The sequence below is a fragment of the Pigmentiphaga sp. MLSB6-MA01 genome (assembly GCF_058793475.1).
In genome coordinates, this window is sequence record NZ_JBXAFV010000022.1 from 21,359 (window position 1) to 39,128 (window position 17,770).

Genomic DNA, 17,770 nt, shown 5'->3' on the forward strand with positions numbered 1-17,770 from the left:
GGCATCCGGGACAGCCCTTATTCCACCCGGGCCCGTCCCGGCTCAGGCCCGGCTGCGCGAGGTCATGCGCGTGGCGGCCGCCAGGAAGCGCGAGAACCAGGACTTCTGGACCGGATGGATGACCGCGCGCAGCGCCCGGCTGTAGTCCAGCGTCAGGCCGGGCGTCCAGGCCATGACCTGGGCGCGCTGGCGGACCTGCGCGGCGATCCAGAGCTCGGGCATCAACAGGGTGCGCAGCACCTGCCGCACGCTCCGGCTGCGGTCGTCCAGCACGCCGTCCAGCGCGGATTCCAGCGCGTACGAGACCGAGCTGGAGCAGTTGCGCCGGGTCAGGTTGTAGATCTCCTGCCCGCGGTAGCGTTGCCAGAAGGCCTGGAGTTTCTGGTGGTCGTACCGGTCGAACCTGACCTGCCAGTTCGACGGGCACCAGGCCTTGGACTCGGTCGGGTAGTCGGGCTGGAATTTGCCCGGGACGTCGTTTTCCTTGACCGCCTTCAGCAGGTTGAAGAATTCGGAGGGCGAGCGGTCGATGTCTACCGCCGGATACAGGCTGATATAGGTGGACGGCGGTGCTTCCATGGCGGCGTGCCCGGTCGATATCACGCCCTGCACGTCGACCGCGGCGATGTAGCGGTTGAATACCGGCCGCGACACGGTCTTGTCCTTGGCCGAGCCCACGGGGGTCCAGACATGGACGGTCAGGGGGCCGTCCGGCGCGGGTGGCTGCGGGGAAGGCGGCGGATTCGCATCCGCGTCCGCCGCGCGCAGGTCCAGGGGGGCGAGCAGGTCGAACATGGATGACTGTTCGCTCAGCTTCCGGGCCCGGGCGGCGACCCGCATGGTGTTGATGCCGGCGGCCAGCATGGTGATGCCGATGAAGTACGAGACGGTGCCGGCGTAGTGGCTGGGGTAGGGTTGGAACAGGAACAGGCCGAACAGGACCTGGGCGCAGCCGCCGAGCACGGACAGGCGCCAGCGGTCGTAGCGCAGCACCCAGGCCGAGGCGATCTGGAACACGCCCAGCACGAAGTAGGTCAGGCCCAGGATGATGGCCAGCAGCAGGTTGCTGACCGATCCGCCGGTCAGGATCAGCAGCGCGATCAGCAGGAAGATGCCGCCCTTGAAGGCCAGGACCGCTTTCTGGGCGCCCATGCCGCTGCCTGCGACGGTCAGCGTGACCAGGCTTTCCACCAGGAGCAGGGCGCCGAACAGCGTCAGCGGGAAGTAGCGAACGCCGTCCATGCCGTCCAGGGCGATGATCGCGCCCAGGGCGGCCCAGGCGAAGCCGATCAGGATCAGCAGATGGACGTTTCTGCGGGCGAAGCCGGCGCCGAAGAGAAGCAGGGCGAGCTGGATCATGGATTCCTCTAGGCGCCGGAGTGCGGCGTGGGCAGTTGCCAGCTGCCGATGATGAAGGCGCCGTCGGGGCCCATCATGGCCCCGCGGTTAAGGTCGACGACGGTCGTCCACTGGCCGGGCGCGGTCGCCAGGCGAAACGGGAAGGGGCGATCCAGCCCGGGCGTCCCGTCGGCGGCGCGCAGGCGTTCCTGCAAACCCTGGCGGTCGTCCGGATGGACCTGCCGCAGGACTTCGTCCAGCGTTCCGGGGCCGGGACGGGCGTCGGGCGGCGCATCCCAGATGATGGTGCCCGAGGAGAGGTCCAGCCGGTACAGGGTCTCGCGGCCGCCGGCATCATGCGCGCCGGCCATGCGTGGGCGCCGGATGCCGCGGGTCAGCATCCGTACGAAGACCTGGAGCATGGCGACCGACACCAGATAGGACTGGACCAGCAGCAGGGGTTCGCCGGGCAGGAAGCCGCGCAGGAAGAAGGGGCCGCGACCGGCGTTGGAGTGGTAGATGACGATGGCCGCCATGGTCAGCACGGCCAGCGACCCCATCCGGTTGCCGCCGCTGAGCGTGACCACGGTGGCCAGTGCCAGCGGGATGCAGGCCAGCCCCAGCAGCAGCGGTGCCGCGGACGTGGACGGGCGGTGCACGCCGAACACGTACCAGGTCATGGCCGCCAGCAGCAGCCACGCGGTGATGCCCACGGTACGGCCGATCGGTCCCGGCGGGGCTTCGACCGTGCGAAAGCCCATGAATCCCATCAGCACCGAGACGCCGAACAGCACACCGGTCACGGTGGCCGCCCACCAGATCCATGCGAGATCGGACACCGCATCCCACGGGATTTCGCGCTTGATCAGCGCCAGCCCCGCGCTGCCGGCCACCGCCGCGATGGCGCTGGCCACGAAGGTGATGGCCACCCATCCCAGCACCGCGTGCAGGTCGTCCCGGCCCTGGGCGTAGCGTTGCGAGAACCAGGCGATGCCCAGCGTGGAGGCGAGCGACAGGGCGGCAAGCCAGGCGGAGGGGACCAGGGGGTGGCCGGTCAGCGCCGAAAGTCCCAGGTCGGCGGCGAACAGCGCGGCGGTCAGGGCCGCCCAGGCCGTCCGTGGCATGGCGAAGAGGGCGGCGACGGCCACGCCGGCCGGGAACCAGACGAAGGATATTTGCGTGAGGGGGTCGTCGAGGGCGAACGACAGATGGGCGCAGGCTACATACAGCGCGGCCCAGAGCACGATGCGTCCAAGCAGGCTTGCGAAAGGCATGGAGGGGTCCGGTGGTTGTTCTTGTGGCCGCCGAGACGGCTCTGCCCAGGCGAAAGTATAAGGATAAAGATGGCACGGCCGGTCAACGGCCGGCGCTTTCGGCGCCCGGGTCGAGTACCGCCTGATGCCTGCCGTGGGACTTCGCGGCGTACAGCGCGGCGTCGGCGCGGCTGATCAGCGCTTCCAGCGTGGTGCCCGAGGACGGGAAGGCCGCGATGCCGGCCGAGGCGCTGACCCGGGGCGAGACGCCGGGGTAAGGCTCGGACAGCGCTTCCACCAGGCTGTTGGCGACGGCCTCGGCGGCGGCGGGGCCCGTGCCGTCCAGCAATACCATGAACTCGTCGCCGCCGTAGCGCGCGACCACGTCGGACCGGCGGACGGCGTCGACCATGCGGCGCGCGGCGATCTGGAGCACGGTATCGCCCGTGCTGTGGCCGTGGACGTCGTTGACGGTCTTGAAGTGATCGAGATCGATGGCGACCAGGGCCAGCGACGTCCGGGACCGCTGTGCGGCGGCGATCGCGCGCCGGGCCAATTCCGAAAACAGGACCCGGTTGCTCAATTTGGTGAGCGGGTCGTAATAGGCGAGCTGGCGCGCGTGTTCGAGCGTATCGGCGGCGTGCTCGATGGCTTCGGCCACGGCCGCCGTTTCCTTGAAGTGCGGCGGCGCCACACTGATGCGATGGCCGGCGCCCAGCGCCAGGGCGGGCTCCACGAGGTTGCCCACCGCCTGCTCGATGCGGCGCGCCAACTGGTAGGCAAGCCCCAGGCCGAACAGGATGGCCAGCAAGCCGCCGCCGGCCACCCAGGCCATGGCGCGGTAGAGATCGGCCGTGAACGCGGCGGTGGGGGCGCCGACGACGACGGCCCAGGGCGTCGTGGCCAGGTGGCTGAATGCCGTCAAGACGGGGATGCCTTCTTTGGTCTGGCTGGGCAGCGTGCCCTCGTGCTGGCGCTGTACCGCGTCGGCCAACGACGGCACCGCCCGTTCGCCGACGAAGCGCGCTTCTTCGCGGGTCCGGCCCAGTATGGTCGCATCGCGGTCGAGCAGGGCGGCGACCCAGCCTTCGTCCAAGGTATGGCGGTTCATCAGGATGCCCAGGCGGTTCGAACTGAGGTCGGCGAAAAGCAGATAGCGGACCTCGTCTTCTATCGTGACCGGCACGCCGACGATGATGGTGACGCCCCGTCCGCGCGGCGACGCGAGCCTTGCCACCATGGGATGGCTGCCGCCGCGGGAGACATGCGGCAGGTCCGGCAGCCGGGCGTGGCCCGTGAGGGTGCCGGGTGGGGCCGACGAGGTGTCGAGTATTTCGTTGCCGTGGAGATCAGTCAGGACGTATCGATCGATGTCCTGGTACTTGAGCGCTTCGATGGCGCGCTGCTGGAACGACGCTAGGTCGTTGCGCACCAGGTCGCTGGATCCGGCCAGCACGCGCAGGCCCGCGCCGATGCCTTCCAGTTCCTGGTCCAGGTCGGAGGCCAGGCTGCGGGCGGTCAATACGGTGGTTTCGTAGATGCGTGTCTTGCGCAGCGCATAGGTTTCGTACACCGCAAGGCCCGCGACCAGCGTGGCGGGGAGCGTACAGACGACGACCAGGGCGAGCAGGCCGACACGTATCGAGATCGTCCTGCTGCGCCGGGCATGGCTGGCCGGCATATCGGATGAAGAGGACTGCGCTGGAACGGATGTCATCTGCCACGGAGCGGGACGGCCTGGCCCGCTCCCTTGTTTTTGCCCAGCCTACCATGCGAGGCATCCGTTGCAAAATCCGTGCGGACCTCAGGCGCCCAGGCCGTGCAGCCACAGGCGCAGTCCGTCCCAGGTGCGGCCGAACCACGATGCTTCCCGCACCGGCTGGAGGGCGACCAGCGGCAGGCGCCAGGCCGGTTCGCCGTCGACGCGCACCTCGAGCTCGCCCACGCGCTGTCCCGCCGCCAGCGGCGCGACCAGCGGCGAGGCCGGAACCAGCGTCCGCTCGATCCGGGCACCCGGGCGTACGGTGACGTAGGTGTCGCGCTCGAAGCCAATCGGGACGGTCGAGCGGGTGCCTTTCCAGATCCGCGGCGACCCGACCGGGGTGCCGCCCGCATAGAGCCGCACCGTCTCGAAGCTGCGGAAGCCCCACTCCAGCAGTTCGCGGCTTTGCCGGGTGCGGTCGTGGTCCGAGGCGGTGCCGACCACGACCGAGATCAGCCGCCGCTGGACATTGCCGCTGGCGCGCCGCGCCGTCGCCACGAGGCTGTATCCGGCCGATTCCGTGTGTCCGGTCTTCATGCCGTCCACGCTCGCGTCCAGCCACAGCAGGCGATTGCGGTTGGGCTGCGTGATCCGGTTGTAGGTGTATTGGCGGGTGGCATCGTAGGTGCCGGCCAGGCCGGGAAAGTCGCGCACGATCCGGGCCGCCAGCATGGACAGGTCGCGCGCGGTCGAATAAGTCTGCGGGTCGGGCAGCCCGTGCGGGTTGGAAAAGTGGGTCGAGGCCAGGCCCATCCTGCCGGCCTGCTGGTTCATGCGTGCGACGAAGGCCTCGACCGAACCGGCGACCCCCTCGGCCAGCGCGATCGCGGCGTCGTTGCCCGACTGCACCAGCAACCCGTTCAGGAGTTCGTCGATCGTGGCTTGTTTGCCGGGTTCGAGGAACATGCGGGAGCTGCCCGGCGCCACTTTCCAGGCCCGGGTCGAGACCGTGACCCGGGTGTCCAGGGCCACGCCGTGGTCGCGCAGGGCCTGGAACACGACGTAGGCCGTCATCATCTTGGTGAGCGAGGCCGGCTCGATGCGCTTGTCGGGGTCGTGCGCGCCCAGCACCTGGCCGCTGGTCGCGTCCAGGAGCAGCCAGGCGCGGGCGGCCAGGGCGGGGGCGGGAGGAGCGGCGGGAACGGGCTGGGCGTGGGCGGCGGTGCAAAGGGCGCAGGCCAGCGCCGCCGCCATCTTCGATAGGGGCATGTGTTATCGGATGTCGTGAGTGGGTTGGCGACCAGCGTTCGTATTCCATCGGAAATAGGCCATGCGGTCGCGCTCTTCGGCCAGGCGCAGCGCCCGCAGCCGCATCAGATCCTTGCGGCCCACGAGCCCCGCCAGCTTTCCGCCGGCGCGGTCGACGATGGGAACGCGTCCCACGCCCGCCAGCGCCATGCGGTCGGCCAACTGGCTGGCGAGTTCGTCCGGATAACCGACCAGAAGTTCCCGGCCGGCCAGCAGTTCCCCCACGGCCTGGTGGCGGTCTTCCTGTTCGACGGTCCACGCCAGGCTGTCGGCGCGGGTGACCTCGCCCACGACCACGCCTTGGGCATCGACCACGGGGTAGCTGGTATGGCGGCGTTCCAGCGTCGTGAAGTGCTCCATGGCCTGGCCCACCGTCATCGACGACGGCAGCGTCTCCACCTGCCGCGTCATCAGGTCGGCCACCCGCACGAGATCGAATGGATCCACGTGGTATTCGCGCGTCACGTGATGGCCGCGGCGGGCGATCTTTTCGGTCAGGATGGAGCGCTTGAGCAGCAGCACCGTCACGCCGTAGGCAAACGCGCAGGCGGTCAGCACGGGCACCATCACGCCGAAGTTGCCGGTCAGCTCCACGGCGAACAGCGTGGCGGTGAGCGGCGCGCGCATGGTGCCGCCCATCATCGCCGCCATGCCCAGCAGGGCCCAGAAGCCGGGCGCCGCCTCCGGCATGAAGGGCGCTGCCAGGGCACCCAGCGCGCCGCCGAAGATCAACAGCGGGGCCAGCACGCCGCCCGAGGTGCCCGAGCCCAGGGCCACGGCCCAGATGACGACCTTGACCGCCAGCAGGAGCAGCACCGCGTGCAGCGCCAGGTCGCCGGCCAGCAGGTGCCGGATGTTGTCATAGCCCACGCCCAGCGCGGCGGGTTCGATCAGGCCACCCAGCCCGATGACGAGACCGCCCAGGGCGGGCCACCACATCCAGTGGAGGGGGAGTCTGGCGAAGCCGTCCTCGGCGGCGTAGACCAGCGCCGTCAGCACGCCCGACCCCAGGCCCGCGGCGATGCCGAGCGCGGCGAAGGCCAGCACGTGGGCGGCCGAGACATCGACCGAGCCGACGTAAGGGAACAGCGGCGCGGCGCCCATCAACAGCGGACGGATGGCGGCGGCCACGACGGCGGCCACGGCCACCGGCAGGAAGCTGCGGGGCTTCCATTCGAACAGCAGCAGTTCCACCGCCAGCAGCAGCGCCGCCACGGGCGTGCCGAAGATGGCCGTCATGCCCGCCGCGGCGCCGGCCACCAGCAGCGTCTTGCGCTCGGCCGAACTCATGTGGACCATCTGCGCCAGCAGCGAGCCGATGGCGCCGCCCGTCATGATGATGGGCCCTTCGGCGCCGAACGGACCGCCGGTGCCGATCGATACCGCCGACGACAGCGGCTTGAGCACCGCTACCTTGGGCTGGATGCGGCTGCGGCCGATCAGGATGGCCTCCATGGCTTCGGGGATGCCGTGGCCGCGGATTTTCTCCGATCCATAGCGCGCCATGAAACCGATGATGAGACAGCCCGCCACGGGCACGAACACCGAGGTCCAGCCCAGCGGCGCGCCGGCGATGGGGAGGTCTTCGAGCGACAGGCGGCCATGGTAGGCGAGGTTGGTGCAGAGCGTGATCAGCCGCAGCAGCAGCCAGGCGGCGCCGACGCTGCACAGGCCGATGACCGTGGCCAGGGCCATGAGCAGCAGGACTCGGCGGTCGGTCGTGAAATCGCCGAGCCGGGAAGAGGGAACGGAATGAGACATGATGAAGGAGGGGGAGGGACGAGACGCCTCGGACATGAGGGCGCCATATATATCGTATCACGATATATATTAGAATGCGCCGGTGAAGAAAAATCCCTCCTTGCCGCGCGCTTCGGGCCCTCGCCCGTCGACGGCCGACTATGCGTTGCTGGCCGAGTTCCGCTATGCGCTGCGCCGGTTCATCGCGTTCAGCGAAGACGCTGCGCATGCGATCGGCCTGGCGCCGCAGCAGCACCAGGCGCTGCTCGCGATCAAGGGCGCGCCGGGGCGCGACGGACTGTACGTGGGGGAGATCGCCGATCGCCTGCTGATCCGGCCGCATTCGGCCGCCGAGCTTGCCGGCCGCCTGGTGCGCATGGATCTGGTCGCGCGCATGGCGGATCCCGAAGACGGCCGCAAGGTGCGGCTGGTCCTGACGGTGCATGCCGAGCAATTGCTGGAGGATCTGTCGGCGTCGCATCTGGAGGAACTGCGGGCGATCAAGCCTCTGTTGACCCGGCTGCTCGCGCGGTTCGACGACGGCGAGCCGGGCTGAGCGGCTCGCCGTCGTTGTCGTTCAATCCTTGGCGGAAGCGGCGCGGCGCAGCCGCCGGATGCCGGCATGCGCGAGGACGAACGCCATGAAGGCCTGGGCCGCCGGCGAGACCGCCACGGTGGCGCGATGCACGATGGAGACCTCGCGCCGCACGACGGGATCGTGCAGCGACTTCCAGGCGATGATGCGCTGGTCGGCCAGGGCGGTCGCGTAGCCGGGCACGATGCCCACTCCTTGCCCGGCCGACACCAGTCCGATCAGCGTGCCGACGTAGGTGGCTTCCTCCGCGGGATCGAGCGTCATGCCCGCCGCGTTGCAGCCTCGCTCGGCCAGTTCGCGGAACACGCTGCCGCGCGGCAGCGTCAGCACGCGCTCCTGTTCCAGCCGGCGCCATGGCAGGCGCCGCTCGCGAGCGAACGGGTGGTCCACCGGGAAGATCGCGACCAGCGATTCCTCGAACAATTGCGTGTGCTGCAGCTCGGCCTCGGTGCGCCGGAACGTTCCTATGCCCAGGTCGGCGGCGCCGCTGCGCACTTGCGGCAGGACTTCGTCCGGCAGCGAATCTTTCAACACCAGTTCGATGCCGGGATGGTTGGCCCTGAAGTCGGCGACCAGCGGCGGCAGCAGCGTGCCGGACAGTACCAGCGGGGCGGCCACGACCACGCGCCCGCGCTGATGCGCCACCCATTGGTCGACGTTGGCGATGGCGTGGCCGATGTCGTCCAGGATGCGCTCGGCGCTGGCCAGGAACTCCCGGCCGACGGCGGTGACGCTGACGCTGCGCGTGGTGCGGTCGACCAGCCGCGTGCCGAGTCCCGTTTCCAGTTCACGGACCAGCAGGCTGAGCGCGGACTGCGTGACGTGCATGGCGTGGGCCGCCTTGGTGAAGCTGCCGAGCCGCGCGACCAGCACGAAGGCCTGCAACTGACGTACCGTCAAATTCATGAGATCAACTCATTTCTGGATAAGAAATATTCGTTTGAATTATAAGTCGCGGGATCGTGTAATACGGCCATTCAGCATGAGAGCGGCCGGGCGGACCGGCCCCGGTCCAGGGAGACACGATGAATCACCGCACATGGCTGGCCGCGTTCTGCGTGGCCGCATCCGCGTGCGTGCCGGCGGCGGCCGGCGCGCAGGACAAGTACCCGTCGCAGCCGATCAAGATACTTGTCGGCTTTCCGCCCGGCAGTTCCACGGACGTGGGCACGCGCCTCATCGCGGGCAGGCTGGCCAGTGATCTGGGCCAGAGCGTCGTGGTCGAGAACCGGCCGGGCGCGAGCAGCGACATCGCGGCGCGCGCCGCCGCCAATGCTCCCGCCGACGGCTATACGCTGTTCGTCGTGACCATCGCCAACGCCATCAACTCCAGTTCGCGCAATCCCGGCCTGGTGGACGTGGTCAAGAGCTTCGCCCCGGTGGGACTGGTCGGCAACGTGCCGAACGTGCTGGTCGCCCATCCCTCCCGCAACCTGAAGTCGGTGGACGATCTGATCCGGGCGGCCAAGGCCAGGCCGGGCGACATCACGTTCGCCTCGTCGGGCAACGGCACCTCGCCGCATCTGGCGGGAGAGCTGTTCGCCAACAAGGCGGGCGTGCAGCTGCTGCACGTGCCCTACCGGGGCAGTTCCCCGGCCATGGCGGATCTTCTGGGCGGCCAGGTCGCCATCATGTTCGCGCCCGCGTCCACCGCCCTGCCGCACATCCAGTCGGGCAAGCTGGTGGCGCTGGCGGCGGCCAGCAAGCACCGCATCGCCGCGCTTCCCGACCTGAAGACCTTGTCGGAGCTGGGCCTGAAGGACTTCGATACGTCCGTCTGGTTCGGCCTGGCGGTGCCGGCGGGCACCCCCGAGGCGGTCAGGCAGCGGCTGTCCGCGGCCATCCAGTCCGCGCTGGATACCCCGGATCTGCGGGCGCAGTTCCGCGCGCAGGGCATCGAACCGGTCAAGGCCGGCCCCGAGGAAACCGCCCGCTACATCCGCGCCGAGGTCGACAAGTGGGCCGAGGTCATGCAGGCGGCGGGCGTCAAGCTGGAATAGCCCCAGGCGGGCCTCATCATCACCACAGGAGCAAGACAAGCATGGCAAGAATCCAACTGGCCGAATGCCGGGAGTTCATGCGCGCCGCGCAAGAGAAAGCGTTGGAGATGGGCGTGCCCGTGTCGATCGCGATCGTCAGCGCCGAAGGGCACCTGATCGCGCTCGAACGCATGGACGACGCGGGCTTCATCACTCCGGACACGGCGCGCGGCAAGGCCTATACCGTGGCCGCGTTCCGCTCCATGAGCCCGCGCTTCCAGGACGGGCTGATCATCCAGCAGTGGTTCAAGGAGCGCAATCCGCAGATGCTGATGAACGCCTCCGTGTTCACCAACGGCCAGATCGTGGCCTCGGGCGGATGCGCGCCGGTATTCAAGGGCGACGAGATGGTCGGCGCCTACGGCATCAGCGGCGCGACCTCGGACCAGGACGAGGTCATCGGGCGCTACGCGCGCGAGAAGGCCGGCTGGGCGCACAAGCCCGCGACCGATGACACGCCGGAGGACGTGAAGCGGCACGTCAACGAGATCTACGCCAAGGTGGGCCTGGGCGACCGCGCCCTGTAGGCAGGCGCCGCCGCGTCCGCCTCAGGTACGGCGGGCGCGCAGCGCGGCTTCCAGCCCGCCGGGCAACGAGACCGGCTCGGGCAGGTGCAGCATCAGGTTGAGGTATTTCCACGTCGAGCGCGAGTGCTCGATCATCAGCGCCTGCGCGCGCGTTCCCTCCCGGTTCTCGATGGCGTCGACGATGTTGCGGTGCTGCTCCTGCGCGCTGCGCAGGATGTCCCGAACACTGGCCTCGGCCGACGCGGGAACGTCGGTGAACGAGTTGTTGACCGAGAACGGAATGGCCACCAGCCGCTGGAGCGCCCGGGCCACCATGGGGCTTTGCGCGGCGCCGCAGATCAGATCGTGCAGCCGGTCGTTCAGGACCACGTAGTCGTTCTGGCGCGCAGCCACGTCTGGCGATCCCACCACCGCATCCAGTTCTTCCAGGCATTCATGCATGGCCTTGAGGACGCGCGCCGGCGCGCCTTTCTCGGCGGCCATGCGCGCCGCCATGCCCTCCAGCGTGCCGCGGATCGAGATCGCGTCGAACACGTCGTCTTCCGTGAAGCTGGACACCACATAGCCGCCCGAGGGCAGGAGCGAGATCAGCCCTTCCTCGCTGATGCGCTGCATGGCGGCGCGGGCCGGCGTGCGCGAGACGCCGAAGGCGTCGACCAGTGCCTGCTCCAGCACCCGGTCGCCGGGTTTGAGCTTGCCTTGCACGATCAGGCCGCGCAGTCCGTAGACGGCTCTTTCGGTTTGCGACAGGTTGGGATCGATGTCCATGTGAGCGCAGGGGGCGGGGAAGCCGCAATTATGGTGCAGAACCTTCTAGCCTCGATTTTTGAATACGCTGAGTATACGTTAATAGGGGTTTATGCTTAAAAAATAAGCAAAAAATTGTTTTATCAAAGATTTACGTATACGCTAATTGAGAATTCAGGAACATGAATCCATAGAAAATTTCCTCATCGTCCGCCGAAGGAGGCGAAATGTTCGTCAAGAATGCCTGGTACGTTGCCGCCTGGGCGAGCGAGGTGGAGGCCGCGCCCTTCTCCCGCACCCTGTGCGGCGTCCCCGTCGTGCTGTTCCGGGATCCGGGCACGGGCAAGGTGGCCGCGCTGCTCGACCGCTGCTGCCATCGCGGCACGCCGCTGCGGTTCGGCCAGGTCGTGCCGGAGGGCCTGGAATGCGGCTATCACGGCATGGTGTTCGACGCGGCCGGGACCTGTGTCCGGATTCCCGGCCAGGCCTCGATCCCGCCCAAGGCCAGGGTGCAGTCGTTCCCGGTGGTCGAGCGGGACGAACTCGTGTGGATATGGATGGGCGAGCCGGAGCAGGCCGATCCCGCCAGGATCGTCTCCTATCCCTTCCACAACGATCACGCCGCCTGGCCGCACAAGTGCCAGGTCTATCACGTCAAGGCCAGTTCCATGCTGCTGGTGGACAACCTGATGGATCTCACCCATCTTGCGTTCGTCCACAAGAACACCATAGGCGGCAATCCCAAGGCGCACGTCGAGGCCAGGATGACGGTTACACCCGCCGACGACGGCCTGCACTTCATCCGCTGGCTGATGGACTCCGCGCCACCTCCCACCTACACCAAGGCGGTGTCCCTGGCCGAACGCATCGATCGGTGGATGGAGTTCCGGTACATCGTGCCGGGCACGGTGCTGCAATGGACGGGCGGCATAGACAGCGGCAAGGGCGCGGTGGAAAACCGCGACCAGCCGGGTTTCTCGCTGCGCATTTTCCACGGGCTGACGCCGGAAACCGAGACCACCTGCTTCTATTTCTGGTCGGCGGCCAATGGCTACCGGCAGGACGACCCCGGCGCGACCGACGCGCTGTTCCACGAGATCGACACGGCGTTCCGCGAAGACAAGGCCATCGTCGAGGCGCAGCAGGCCATGCTGACCGACCGCGGCGAACAGGGCCTGATCGATATCGTCTCGGACGCGGCCCGGATCCACATGCGGCGCGCGGTCAAGCGGATGATCGCGGCGGAAACCCAGGCCGAAGCCGGCCACACTCCAGGAGCATGACCATGCACGTATCGCGATCCCTCGTTCTGGCCGCGCTGTTCGCCTGCGGCGCGGCCGCGGCGGCACCGGTGAAGATCGGTTTCCTGTCGACCTTCTCGGGCCCGGGCGCGGCGCTGGGCGCCGACCAGTACGACGGCTTCATGCTGGCCGTGGACCAGGAGAACGGCCGGCTGGGCGGCGTCGAGGTCAAGGTCCTGCGCGAGGACGACGAGATGAAGCCGGAGAAGGGCGTGCAGATCGCGCGCCAGTTGCTGGTGCGGGACCAGGTCCCCATCGTGACCGGCATCGTGTTCTCGAACGTCATGATGGCCGTGCATCGGCCCATCACGTCCGGCAAGGTCTTCCTGATCGGGTCCAACGCCGGCCCGACGCCCATTACGGGGAAGGGTTGTTCGCCCTTCTTTTTCTCGACGTCGTGGAACAACGACCAGTTGCACGAGGCGGCCGGCGAACTGGTCAACCGCATGGGCTTCAAGCGGGTCTATCTGCTGGCGCCCAACTACCAGGCGGGCAAGGACGCCATGGAAGGGTTCAAGCGCACCTACAAGGGCGAGATCCTGGGCGAGGCCTTCAGCCGGGTGAACCAGCCGGACTATTCAGTGGAGATCTCCACGCTGGCCGCGGCCAGGCCGGATGCGATCTATACGTTTTATCCGGGCGGCATGGGGGTGAACTTCACCAAGCAGTACCAGCAGGCCGGCCTGATGGCGAAGATACCGATGATCTCGGTCTCGACCATCGATGGCTCCACGCTGCCGGCCCTGGGCGAGCTGGCGCTGGGCGCGGTCACGAGCTCGCCCTACGCGCCGGACCTGGACAATGCGGCGAATCGCGCGTTCGCCGAGGCCTTTCGCAAGAAGTACGGACGCGAGCCTTCCCTGTATGCGGCCCAGTCCTACGATGCCGCGCGCCTGATCGCCTCGGCGCTGCGCCGCACCGGCGGCCAGGTCGAGGACAAGGCGGCGTTCCGCGTGGCCCTGAAGGAAGCGGACTTCCAGTCGGTGCGGGGGTATTTCGCGTTCAACACCAACCAGTTCCCGATCTCGCCGTTCTACCGGGTGGACGTGGTCAAGGGGGCGGATGGAAAGGCCGCGCTTTCCAGCAAGGGCGTCATCTTCGAGCGCAGCCGCGACTCCTTCGCGCAGGAGTGCCGGATGGATTGAACCACCCGGCTGATAGTCGCGCGTCGTTGACTATCGGCCGAAACACTTGTTAACGTAGTTCCCGCGCTACCATCGTGCGGCGCATGCCGCCAACGAGACAGGAAGATTTCCCATGATCTCTTCTCGGGTGCAGGGGGCGCCAGTGCCTGGCGCCAGCAGTCCAGGGCTTTTCCCGCCGCGCATACGCCTTGCCGTTCCTTCCCGCCCCGCCCGGAGCGCCGAAGCAACGCCGCCTTCCTAGCGCATTCCCACCTTCCGCCTTGCCGTTCCGCCCAACCGGGCGGTGGCCGTCGATGACGTCTGGAGGTGCCGGGGTGAGTTATCTGATCGATCGTCTCAAGTATTTCAGCCGGACCAGGGAGTCGTTCTCGGACGGCCATGGCGCCGTCGTCCGCGAGGACCGGAGCTGGGAGAACGCCTACCGGGACCGCTGGCAGCACGACAAGATCGTGCGCTCGACCCACGGGGTGAACTGCACCGGCTCCTGTTCCTGGAAGATCTACGTCAAGGGCGGGATCGTTACCTGGGAAACGCAGCAGACCGACTACCCGCGCACGCGGCCGGACATGCCCAACCATGAGCCGCGCGGCTGTTCGCGCGGCGCGTCGTACTCCTGGTATCTGTACAGCGCCAACCGCTTGAAGTACCCCATGCTGCGCGGCCGCCTGGCCCGCATGTGGCGCGAGGCGCGCAAGACGATGGCGCCGATGCAGGCCTGGGAACACATCTGCACCACGCCGGCGCTGGCGGCCGAGTACAAGTCCATGCGCGGCCTGGGCGGCTTCGTGCGCACGACCTGGGACGAGGCCAACGAACTGGTGGCCGCCGCCAACGCGTATACCGTCAAGCGCTACGGCCCCGACCGGGTCGTCGGCTTCTCGCCCATTCCGGCGATGTCCATGGTGTCCTTCGCGGCCGGCAGCCGTTATCTTTCGCTGCTGGGCGGCACCATCCTGAGCTTCTACGACTGGTATTGCGACCTGCCGCCGTCCAGCCCCCAGACCTGGGGCGAGCAGACCGACGTGGCCGAGTCCGCGGACTGGTTCAACTCCAGCTTCATCATGATGTGGGGCTCGAACGTGCCGCAGACGCGCACGCCCGACGCCCACTTCATGGTCGAGGCCCGCTACCGCGGCGCCAAGATCGTGTCGATCTTCCCGGACTACGCGGAAGGCTCGAAGTTCGGCGATATCTGGCTGCATCCCAAGCAGGGGACCGATGCCGCGCTGGCGCTGGCGATGGGGCACGTCATCCTCAAGGAATTCCACCTGGGCGGCAAGAGCGAGTATTTCCGCGAGTATTGCCGCCGGTATTCCGACATGCCCTTCCTGGTGTGCCTGGAGCGCCACGGCGACCGCCATGTGGCCGGACGCTTCCTGCGGGCGGCGGACCTGCCCGACGCACTGGGCCAGGGCAATCATCCGGACTGGAAGACGGTCGCCATCGACGAACACTCGGGGCGGCTGGTCGCGCCGCTGGGGTCGGTGGGCTTTCGCTGGGGCCAGAAGGAGGGGGGCGACCAGGGCAAGTGGAACCTGGAATCCCGCGACGCTTCGGGCGGCGATGTCAGCCTGCGTCTGTCGCTGGTCGGCAGCCACGACGACGTGGTGCCGGTGGCCTTTCCCTATTTCGGCGGGGCCCTGCACGATTATTTCCAGGGCACCGACCACGACGAGGTCCTGGTGCGCAACATGGCGGCGCGGCGGGTGGCGACCCGCGAGGGCGAGACGCTGGTGGTCACGGTGTACGACCTGCTGATGGCCAACTACGGGCTGGACCGTGGCCTGGGCGGCGGCAACGTGGCGGCGTCCTACGATGACGACGTGCCCGGCACGCCGGCCTGGCAGGAGCGCATCACCGGCGTGCGGCGCGACGATGTCGTCACGGTGGCGCGTCAGTTCGCCGACAACGCCGACAAGACGCAGGGCCGGTCCATGGTGATCCTGGGCGCGGGCCTGAATCACTGGTACCACATGGACATGGCCTATCGCGGCATCATCAACCTGGTGGTGATGTGCGGCTGCGTGGGCAAGTCGGGCGGCGGCTGGTGCCATTACGTCGGCCAGGAAAAGCTGCGGCCGCAGACAGGCTGGACCACCGTTGCCTTCGGGCTGGACTGGGCCCGGCCGCCGCGGCACATGAACGGCACCTCGTTCTTCTATGCGCACACCGACCAGTGGCGCTACGAGAAGCTGAAGGTGCAGGACCTGCTGTCGCCGCTGGCCGACGCGGCGCAGTTCCAGGGGACCATGATCGACTTCAACGTGCGCGCCGAACGCATGGGCTGGCTGCCGTCCGCGCCGCAGTTGCAGACCAATCCGCTCGAGGTCGTCCGGGCCGCGCGCGCGGCCGGTCAGGAGCCCGAGGCCTACGCGGTGCAGGCGCTGCGCGACGGACGCCTGAGGATGTCCTGCGAAGACCCGGACCATCCCGACAACTTCCCGCGCAACATGTTCGTCTGGCGCTCCAACCTGCTGGGCTCCTCGGGCAAGGGGCACGAGTATTTCCTCAAGCACCTGCTGGGTGCGCGCCACGGCGTGCAGGGCAAGGACCTGGGCGAGACCGGCCAGCAGAAACCCGACGAGGTGGCCTGGCGCGACGAGGCCCCGCAGGGCAAGCTCGACCTGCTGGTCACGCTGGACTTCCGCATGTCCACCACCTGCATGTATTCCGACGTGGTGCTGCCCACCGCCACCTGGTACGAGAAGAACGATCTGAACACCTCGGACATGCACCCCTTCATCCATCCACTGTCGGCGGCGGTGGATCCGGTCTGGGAATCGCGCAGCGACTGGGAGATCTACAAGGGCATCGCCGCGGCCTTCGCGCGCATCGCGCGGGACGAGCTGCCGCCCGCGCAGGACCTGGTATTGACGCCGCTGCAGCACGACACGCCGGGCGAACTGGGCGACCCTTACGGCGTGCGCGACTGGAAGCGGGGCGAGACCGAGCCCGTGCCGGGCAAGACCATGCCGTCGATGACCGTGGTCGAGCGCAACTATCCCGAGCTGTACCGCCAGTTCACCTCGCTCGGCCCGCTGACGCGCAAGCTGGGCGTGGGCGGCAAGGGCATCTCGTGGAACGCGGACAGCGAGTGCGACCTGCTTGCGCAACTGAACTATGCGGTGGACGAAAGCGGCCCTAGCCACGGGTTGCCGCGCCTCGACACGGACGTCGACGCGGCCGAGGCCATCCTGACCCTGGCCCCCGAAACCAATGGCCAGGTGGCGGTCAAGGCCTGGGAGGCGCTGTCCGCCGTCACGGGGCGCGACCACACCCACCTGGCGGCCCCGCGCGAGCACGAGAAGATCCGCTATCGCGACATCCAGGCGCAGCCGCGCAAGATCATCTCGTCGCCGACGTGGTCGGGCGTGGAGTCCGACCACGTGAGCTACAACGCCGGCTACACCAACGTGCACGAGCTGATTCCCTGGCGCACGCTGACGGGCCGGCAGCAGCTCTACCAGGACCATGCATGGATGCGCGCGTTCGGCGAAGCCATGTGCACCTACCGCCCGCCCGTGGACACCGGTTCCATCCAGCCCATGCTGGATGCCCCGCGCGACAACGGCAATCCGCAACTGGTGCTGAACTTCCTGACCCCGCACCAGAAGTGGGGCATCCATTCGACCTACACCGACAACCTGCTCATGCTGACGCTGTCGCGGGGCGGGCCCATCCTCTGGATGTCCGAGATCGACGCGGCCAAGGCCGGCATCGCCGACAACGACTGGATCGAGGCATACAACGTCAACGGCGCGCTGGTGGCGCGCGCGGTGGTCAGCCAGCGCGTGCCGCAGGGGATGACGATGATGTATCACGCCCAGGAGAAGATCGTGAACACGCCGGGGTCGGAAATCACCGGCACCCGCGGCGGCATCCACAACTCGGTGACGCGGATCGTGCTCAAGCCCACGCACATGATAGGCGGCTACGCCCACCTCTCGTACGGCCTGAACTACTACGGCACGGTGGGTTCGAACCGCGACGAGTTCGTGATCGTTCGCAAGATGGCCCGGGTCGACTGGCTCGACACGCCGGCCGCCGCCCAGGCAACTCGCTAGGCAACGGGAGA

The 17,770-nt window shown here is 68.1% G+C and carries 13 protein-coding genes; 6 read left to right on the plus strand and 7 right to left on the minus strand.

All coding sequences use genetic code 11. The features are described 5' to 3' along the window. Positions 1 to 42 precede the first annotated feature (42 nt). The 5 genes from AC1Q6E_RS26860 to AC1Q6E_RS26880 all read right to left on the minus strand — a co-directional run bounded on the left by AC1Q6E_RS26860 (position 43) and on the right by AC1Q6E_RS26880 (position 7,398). Positions 43 to 1,359 (minus strand): HdeD family acid-resistance protein, encoded by a 1,317-nt coding sequence (locus tag AC1Q6E_RS26860; protein ID WP_296560413.1) that lies wholly within the window; start codon positions 1,357 to 1,359, stop codon positions 43 to 45. Positions 1,360 to 1,367: 8 nt separating this feature from the next. Beyond that, the gene (locus tag AC1Q6E_RS26865; protein WP_492573874.1) at positions 1,368 to 2,612 is read right to left on the minus strand and encodes an MASE1 domain-containing protein; all 1,245 of its coding nucleotides are present in this window, start codon (positions 2,610 to 2,612) and stop codon (positions 1,368 to 1,370) included. An 82-nt stretch (positions 2,613 to 2,694) separates the two neighbouring features. Continuing rightward, complete coding sequence (locus tag AC1Q6E_RS26870; protein WP_492573875.1) at positions 2,695 to 4,308, minus strand: sensor domain-containing diguanylate cyclase; 1,614 nt, start codon at positions 4,306 to 4,308, stop codon at positions 2,695 to 2,697. 87 nt (positions 4,309 to 4,395) lie between these two features. After that, positions 4,396 to 5,562: a D-alanyl-D-alanine carboxypeptidase family protein gene (locus AC1Q6E_RS26875; RefSeq protein ID WP_296560407.1), complete on the minus strand. Its 1,167-nt coding sequence runs from the start codon at positions 5,560 to 5,562 to the stop codon at positions 4,396 to 4,398. A 3-nt stretch (positions 5,563 to 5,565) separates the two neighbouring features. After that, positions 5,566 to 7,398, minus strand: coding sequence for a chloride channel protein (locus AC1Q6E_RS26880; protein WP_492573876.1), 1,833 nt, complete (start codon positions 7,396 to 7,398; stop codon positions 5,566 to 5,568). A gap of 64 nt (positions 7,399 to 7,462) precedes the next feature. Between AC1Q6E_RS26880 and AC1Q6E_RS26885 the strand changes: the two genes are divergently transcribed. Beyond that, positions 7,463 to 7,897, plus strand: coding sequence for a MarR family winged helix-turn-helix transcriptional regulator (locus AC1Q6E_RS26885; RefSeq protein WP_152792434.1), 435 nt, complete (start codon positions 7,463 to 7,465; stop codon positions 7,895 to 7,897). 21 nt (positions 7,898 to 7,918) lie between these two features. Here AC1Q6E_RS26885 and AC1Q6E_RS26890 read toward each other — a convergent pair whose 3' ends face one another. Then, a complete protein-coding gene (locus tag AC1Q6E_RS26890) occupies positions 7,919 to 8,842 on the minus strand; it encodes a LysR family transcriptional regulator (RefSeq protein ID WP_492573877.1) in 924 nt (307 codons plus the stop codon). Between the two features lie 119 nt (positions 8,843 to 8,961). On the opposite strand from AC1Q6E_RS26890, the gene AC1Q6E_RS26895 reads away from it, so the two are divergent. Beyond that, complete coding sequence (locus AC1Q6E_RS26895; RefSeq protein WP_296560404.1) at positions 8,962 to 9,936, plus strand: tripartite tricarboxylate transporter substrate binding protein; 975 nt, start codon at positions 8,962 to 8,964, stop codon at positions 9,934 to 9,936. A gap of 41 nt (positions 9,937 to 9,977) precedes the next feature. Beyond that, positions 9,978 to 10,502, plus strand: coding sequence for a GlcG/HbpS family heme-binding protein (locus tag AC1Q6E_RS26900; RefSeq protein ID WP_152792437.1), 525 nt, complete (start codon positions 9,978 to 9,980; stop codon positions 10,500 to 10,502). Positions 10,503 to 10,523: 21 nt separating this feature from the next. Here the strand turns inward: AC1Q6E_RS26900 and AC1Q6E_RS26905 are convergent, their stop codons facing one another. Then, the gene (locus AC1Q6E_RS26905; protein ID WP_296560401.1) at positions 10,524 to 11,270 is read right to left on the minus strand and encodes a GntR family transcriptional regulator; all 747 of its coding nucleotides are present in this window, start codon (positions 11,268 to 11,270) and stop codon (positions 10,524 to 10,526) included. A 206-nt stretch (positions 11,271 to 11,476) separates the two neighbouring features. Between AC1Q6E_RS26905 and AC1Q6E_RS26910 the strand changes: the two genes are divergently transcribed. The 3 genes from AC1Q6E_RS26910 (at position 11,477) to AC1Q6E_RS26920 (ending at position 17,759) form a co-directional block, all read left to right on the plus strand. After that, positions 11,477 to 12,532, plus strand: coding sequence for a Rieske 2Fe-2S domain-containing protein (locus tag AC1Q6E_RS26910; RefSeq protein WP_296560399.1), 1,056 nt, complete (start codon positions 11,477 to 11,479; stop codon positions 12,530 to 12,532). Beyond that, positions 12,529 to 13,695: an ABC transporter substrate-binding protein gene (locus AC1Q6E_RS26915; protein WP_492573878.1), complete on the plus strand. Its 1,167-nt coding sequence runs from the start codon at positions 12,529 to 12,531 to the stop codon at positions 13,693 to 13,695. The genes AC1Q6E_RS26910 and AC1Q6E_RS26915 overlap by 4 nt, the downstream gene beginning before the upstream one ends. 314 nt (positions 13,696 to 14,009) lie before the next feature. Then, complete coding sequence (locus tag AC1Q6E_RS26920) at positions 14,010 to 17,759, plus strand: nitrate reductase subunit alpha (RefSeq protein ID WP_492573879.1); 3,750 nt, start codon at positions 14,010 to 14,012, stop codon at positions 17,757 to 17,759. The last annotated feature ends 11 nt before the right edge of the window (positions 17,760 to 17,770 follow it).

What these genes read in the sequence shown, in the direction of transcription:
- AC1Q6E_RS26875 (WP_296560407.1), bottom strand. Translation starts at nt 5,562, where the DNA reads ATGCCCCTATCGAAGATGGCGGCGGCGCTGGCCTGCGCCCTTTGCACC.
- AC1Q6E_RS26865 (WP_492573874.1), bottom strand. Translation starts at nt 2,612, where the DNA reads ATGCCTTTCGCAAGCCTGCTTGGACGCATCGTGCTCTGGGCCGCGCTG.
- AC1Q6E_RS26910 (WP_296560399.1), top strand. Translation starts at nt 11,477, where the DNA reads ATGTTCGTCAAGAATGCCTGGTACGTTGCCGCCTGGGCGAGCGAGGTG.
- AC1Q6E_RS26915 (WP_492573878.1), top strand. Translation starts at nt 12,529, where the DNA reads ATGACCATGCACGTATCGCGATCCCTCGTTCTGGCCGCGCTGTTCGCC.
- AC1Q6E_RS26905 (WP_296560401.1), bottom strand. Translation starts at nt 11,270, where the DNA reads ATGGACATCGATCCCAACCTGTCGCAAACCGAAAGAGCCGTCTACGGA.
- AC1Q6E_RS26870 (WP_492573875.1), bottom strand. Translation starts at nt 4,308, where the DNA reads ATGACATCCGTTCCAGCGCAGTCCTCTTCATCCGATATGCCGGCCAGC.
- AC1Q6E_RS26880 (WP_492573876.1), bottom strand. Translation starts at nt 7,398, where the DNA reads ATGTCCGAGGCGTCTCGTCCCTCCCCCTCCTTCATCATGTCTCATTCC.
- AC1Q6E_RS26900 (WP_152792437.1), top strand. Translation starts at nt 9,978, where the DNA reads ATGGCAAGAATCCAACTGGCCGAATGCCGGGAGTTCATGCGCGCCGCG.
- AC1Q6E_RS26895 (WP_296560404.1), top strand. Translation starts at nt 8,962, where the DNA reads ATGAATCACCGCACATGGCTGGCCGCGTTCTGCGTGGCCGCATCCGCG.
- AC1Q6E_RS26890 (WP_492573877.1), bottom strand. Translation starts at nt 8,842, where the DNA reads ATGAATTTGACGGTACGTCAGTTGCAGGCCTTCGTGCTGGTCGCGCGG.
- AC1Q6E_RS26860 (WP_296560413.1), bottom strand. Translation starts at nt 1,359, where the DNA reads ATGATCCAGCTCGCCCTGCTTCTCTTCGGCGCCGGCTTCGCCCGCAGA.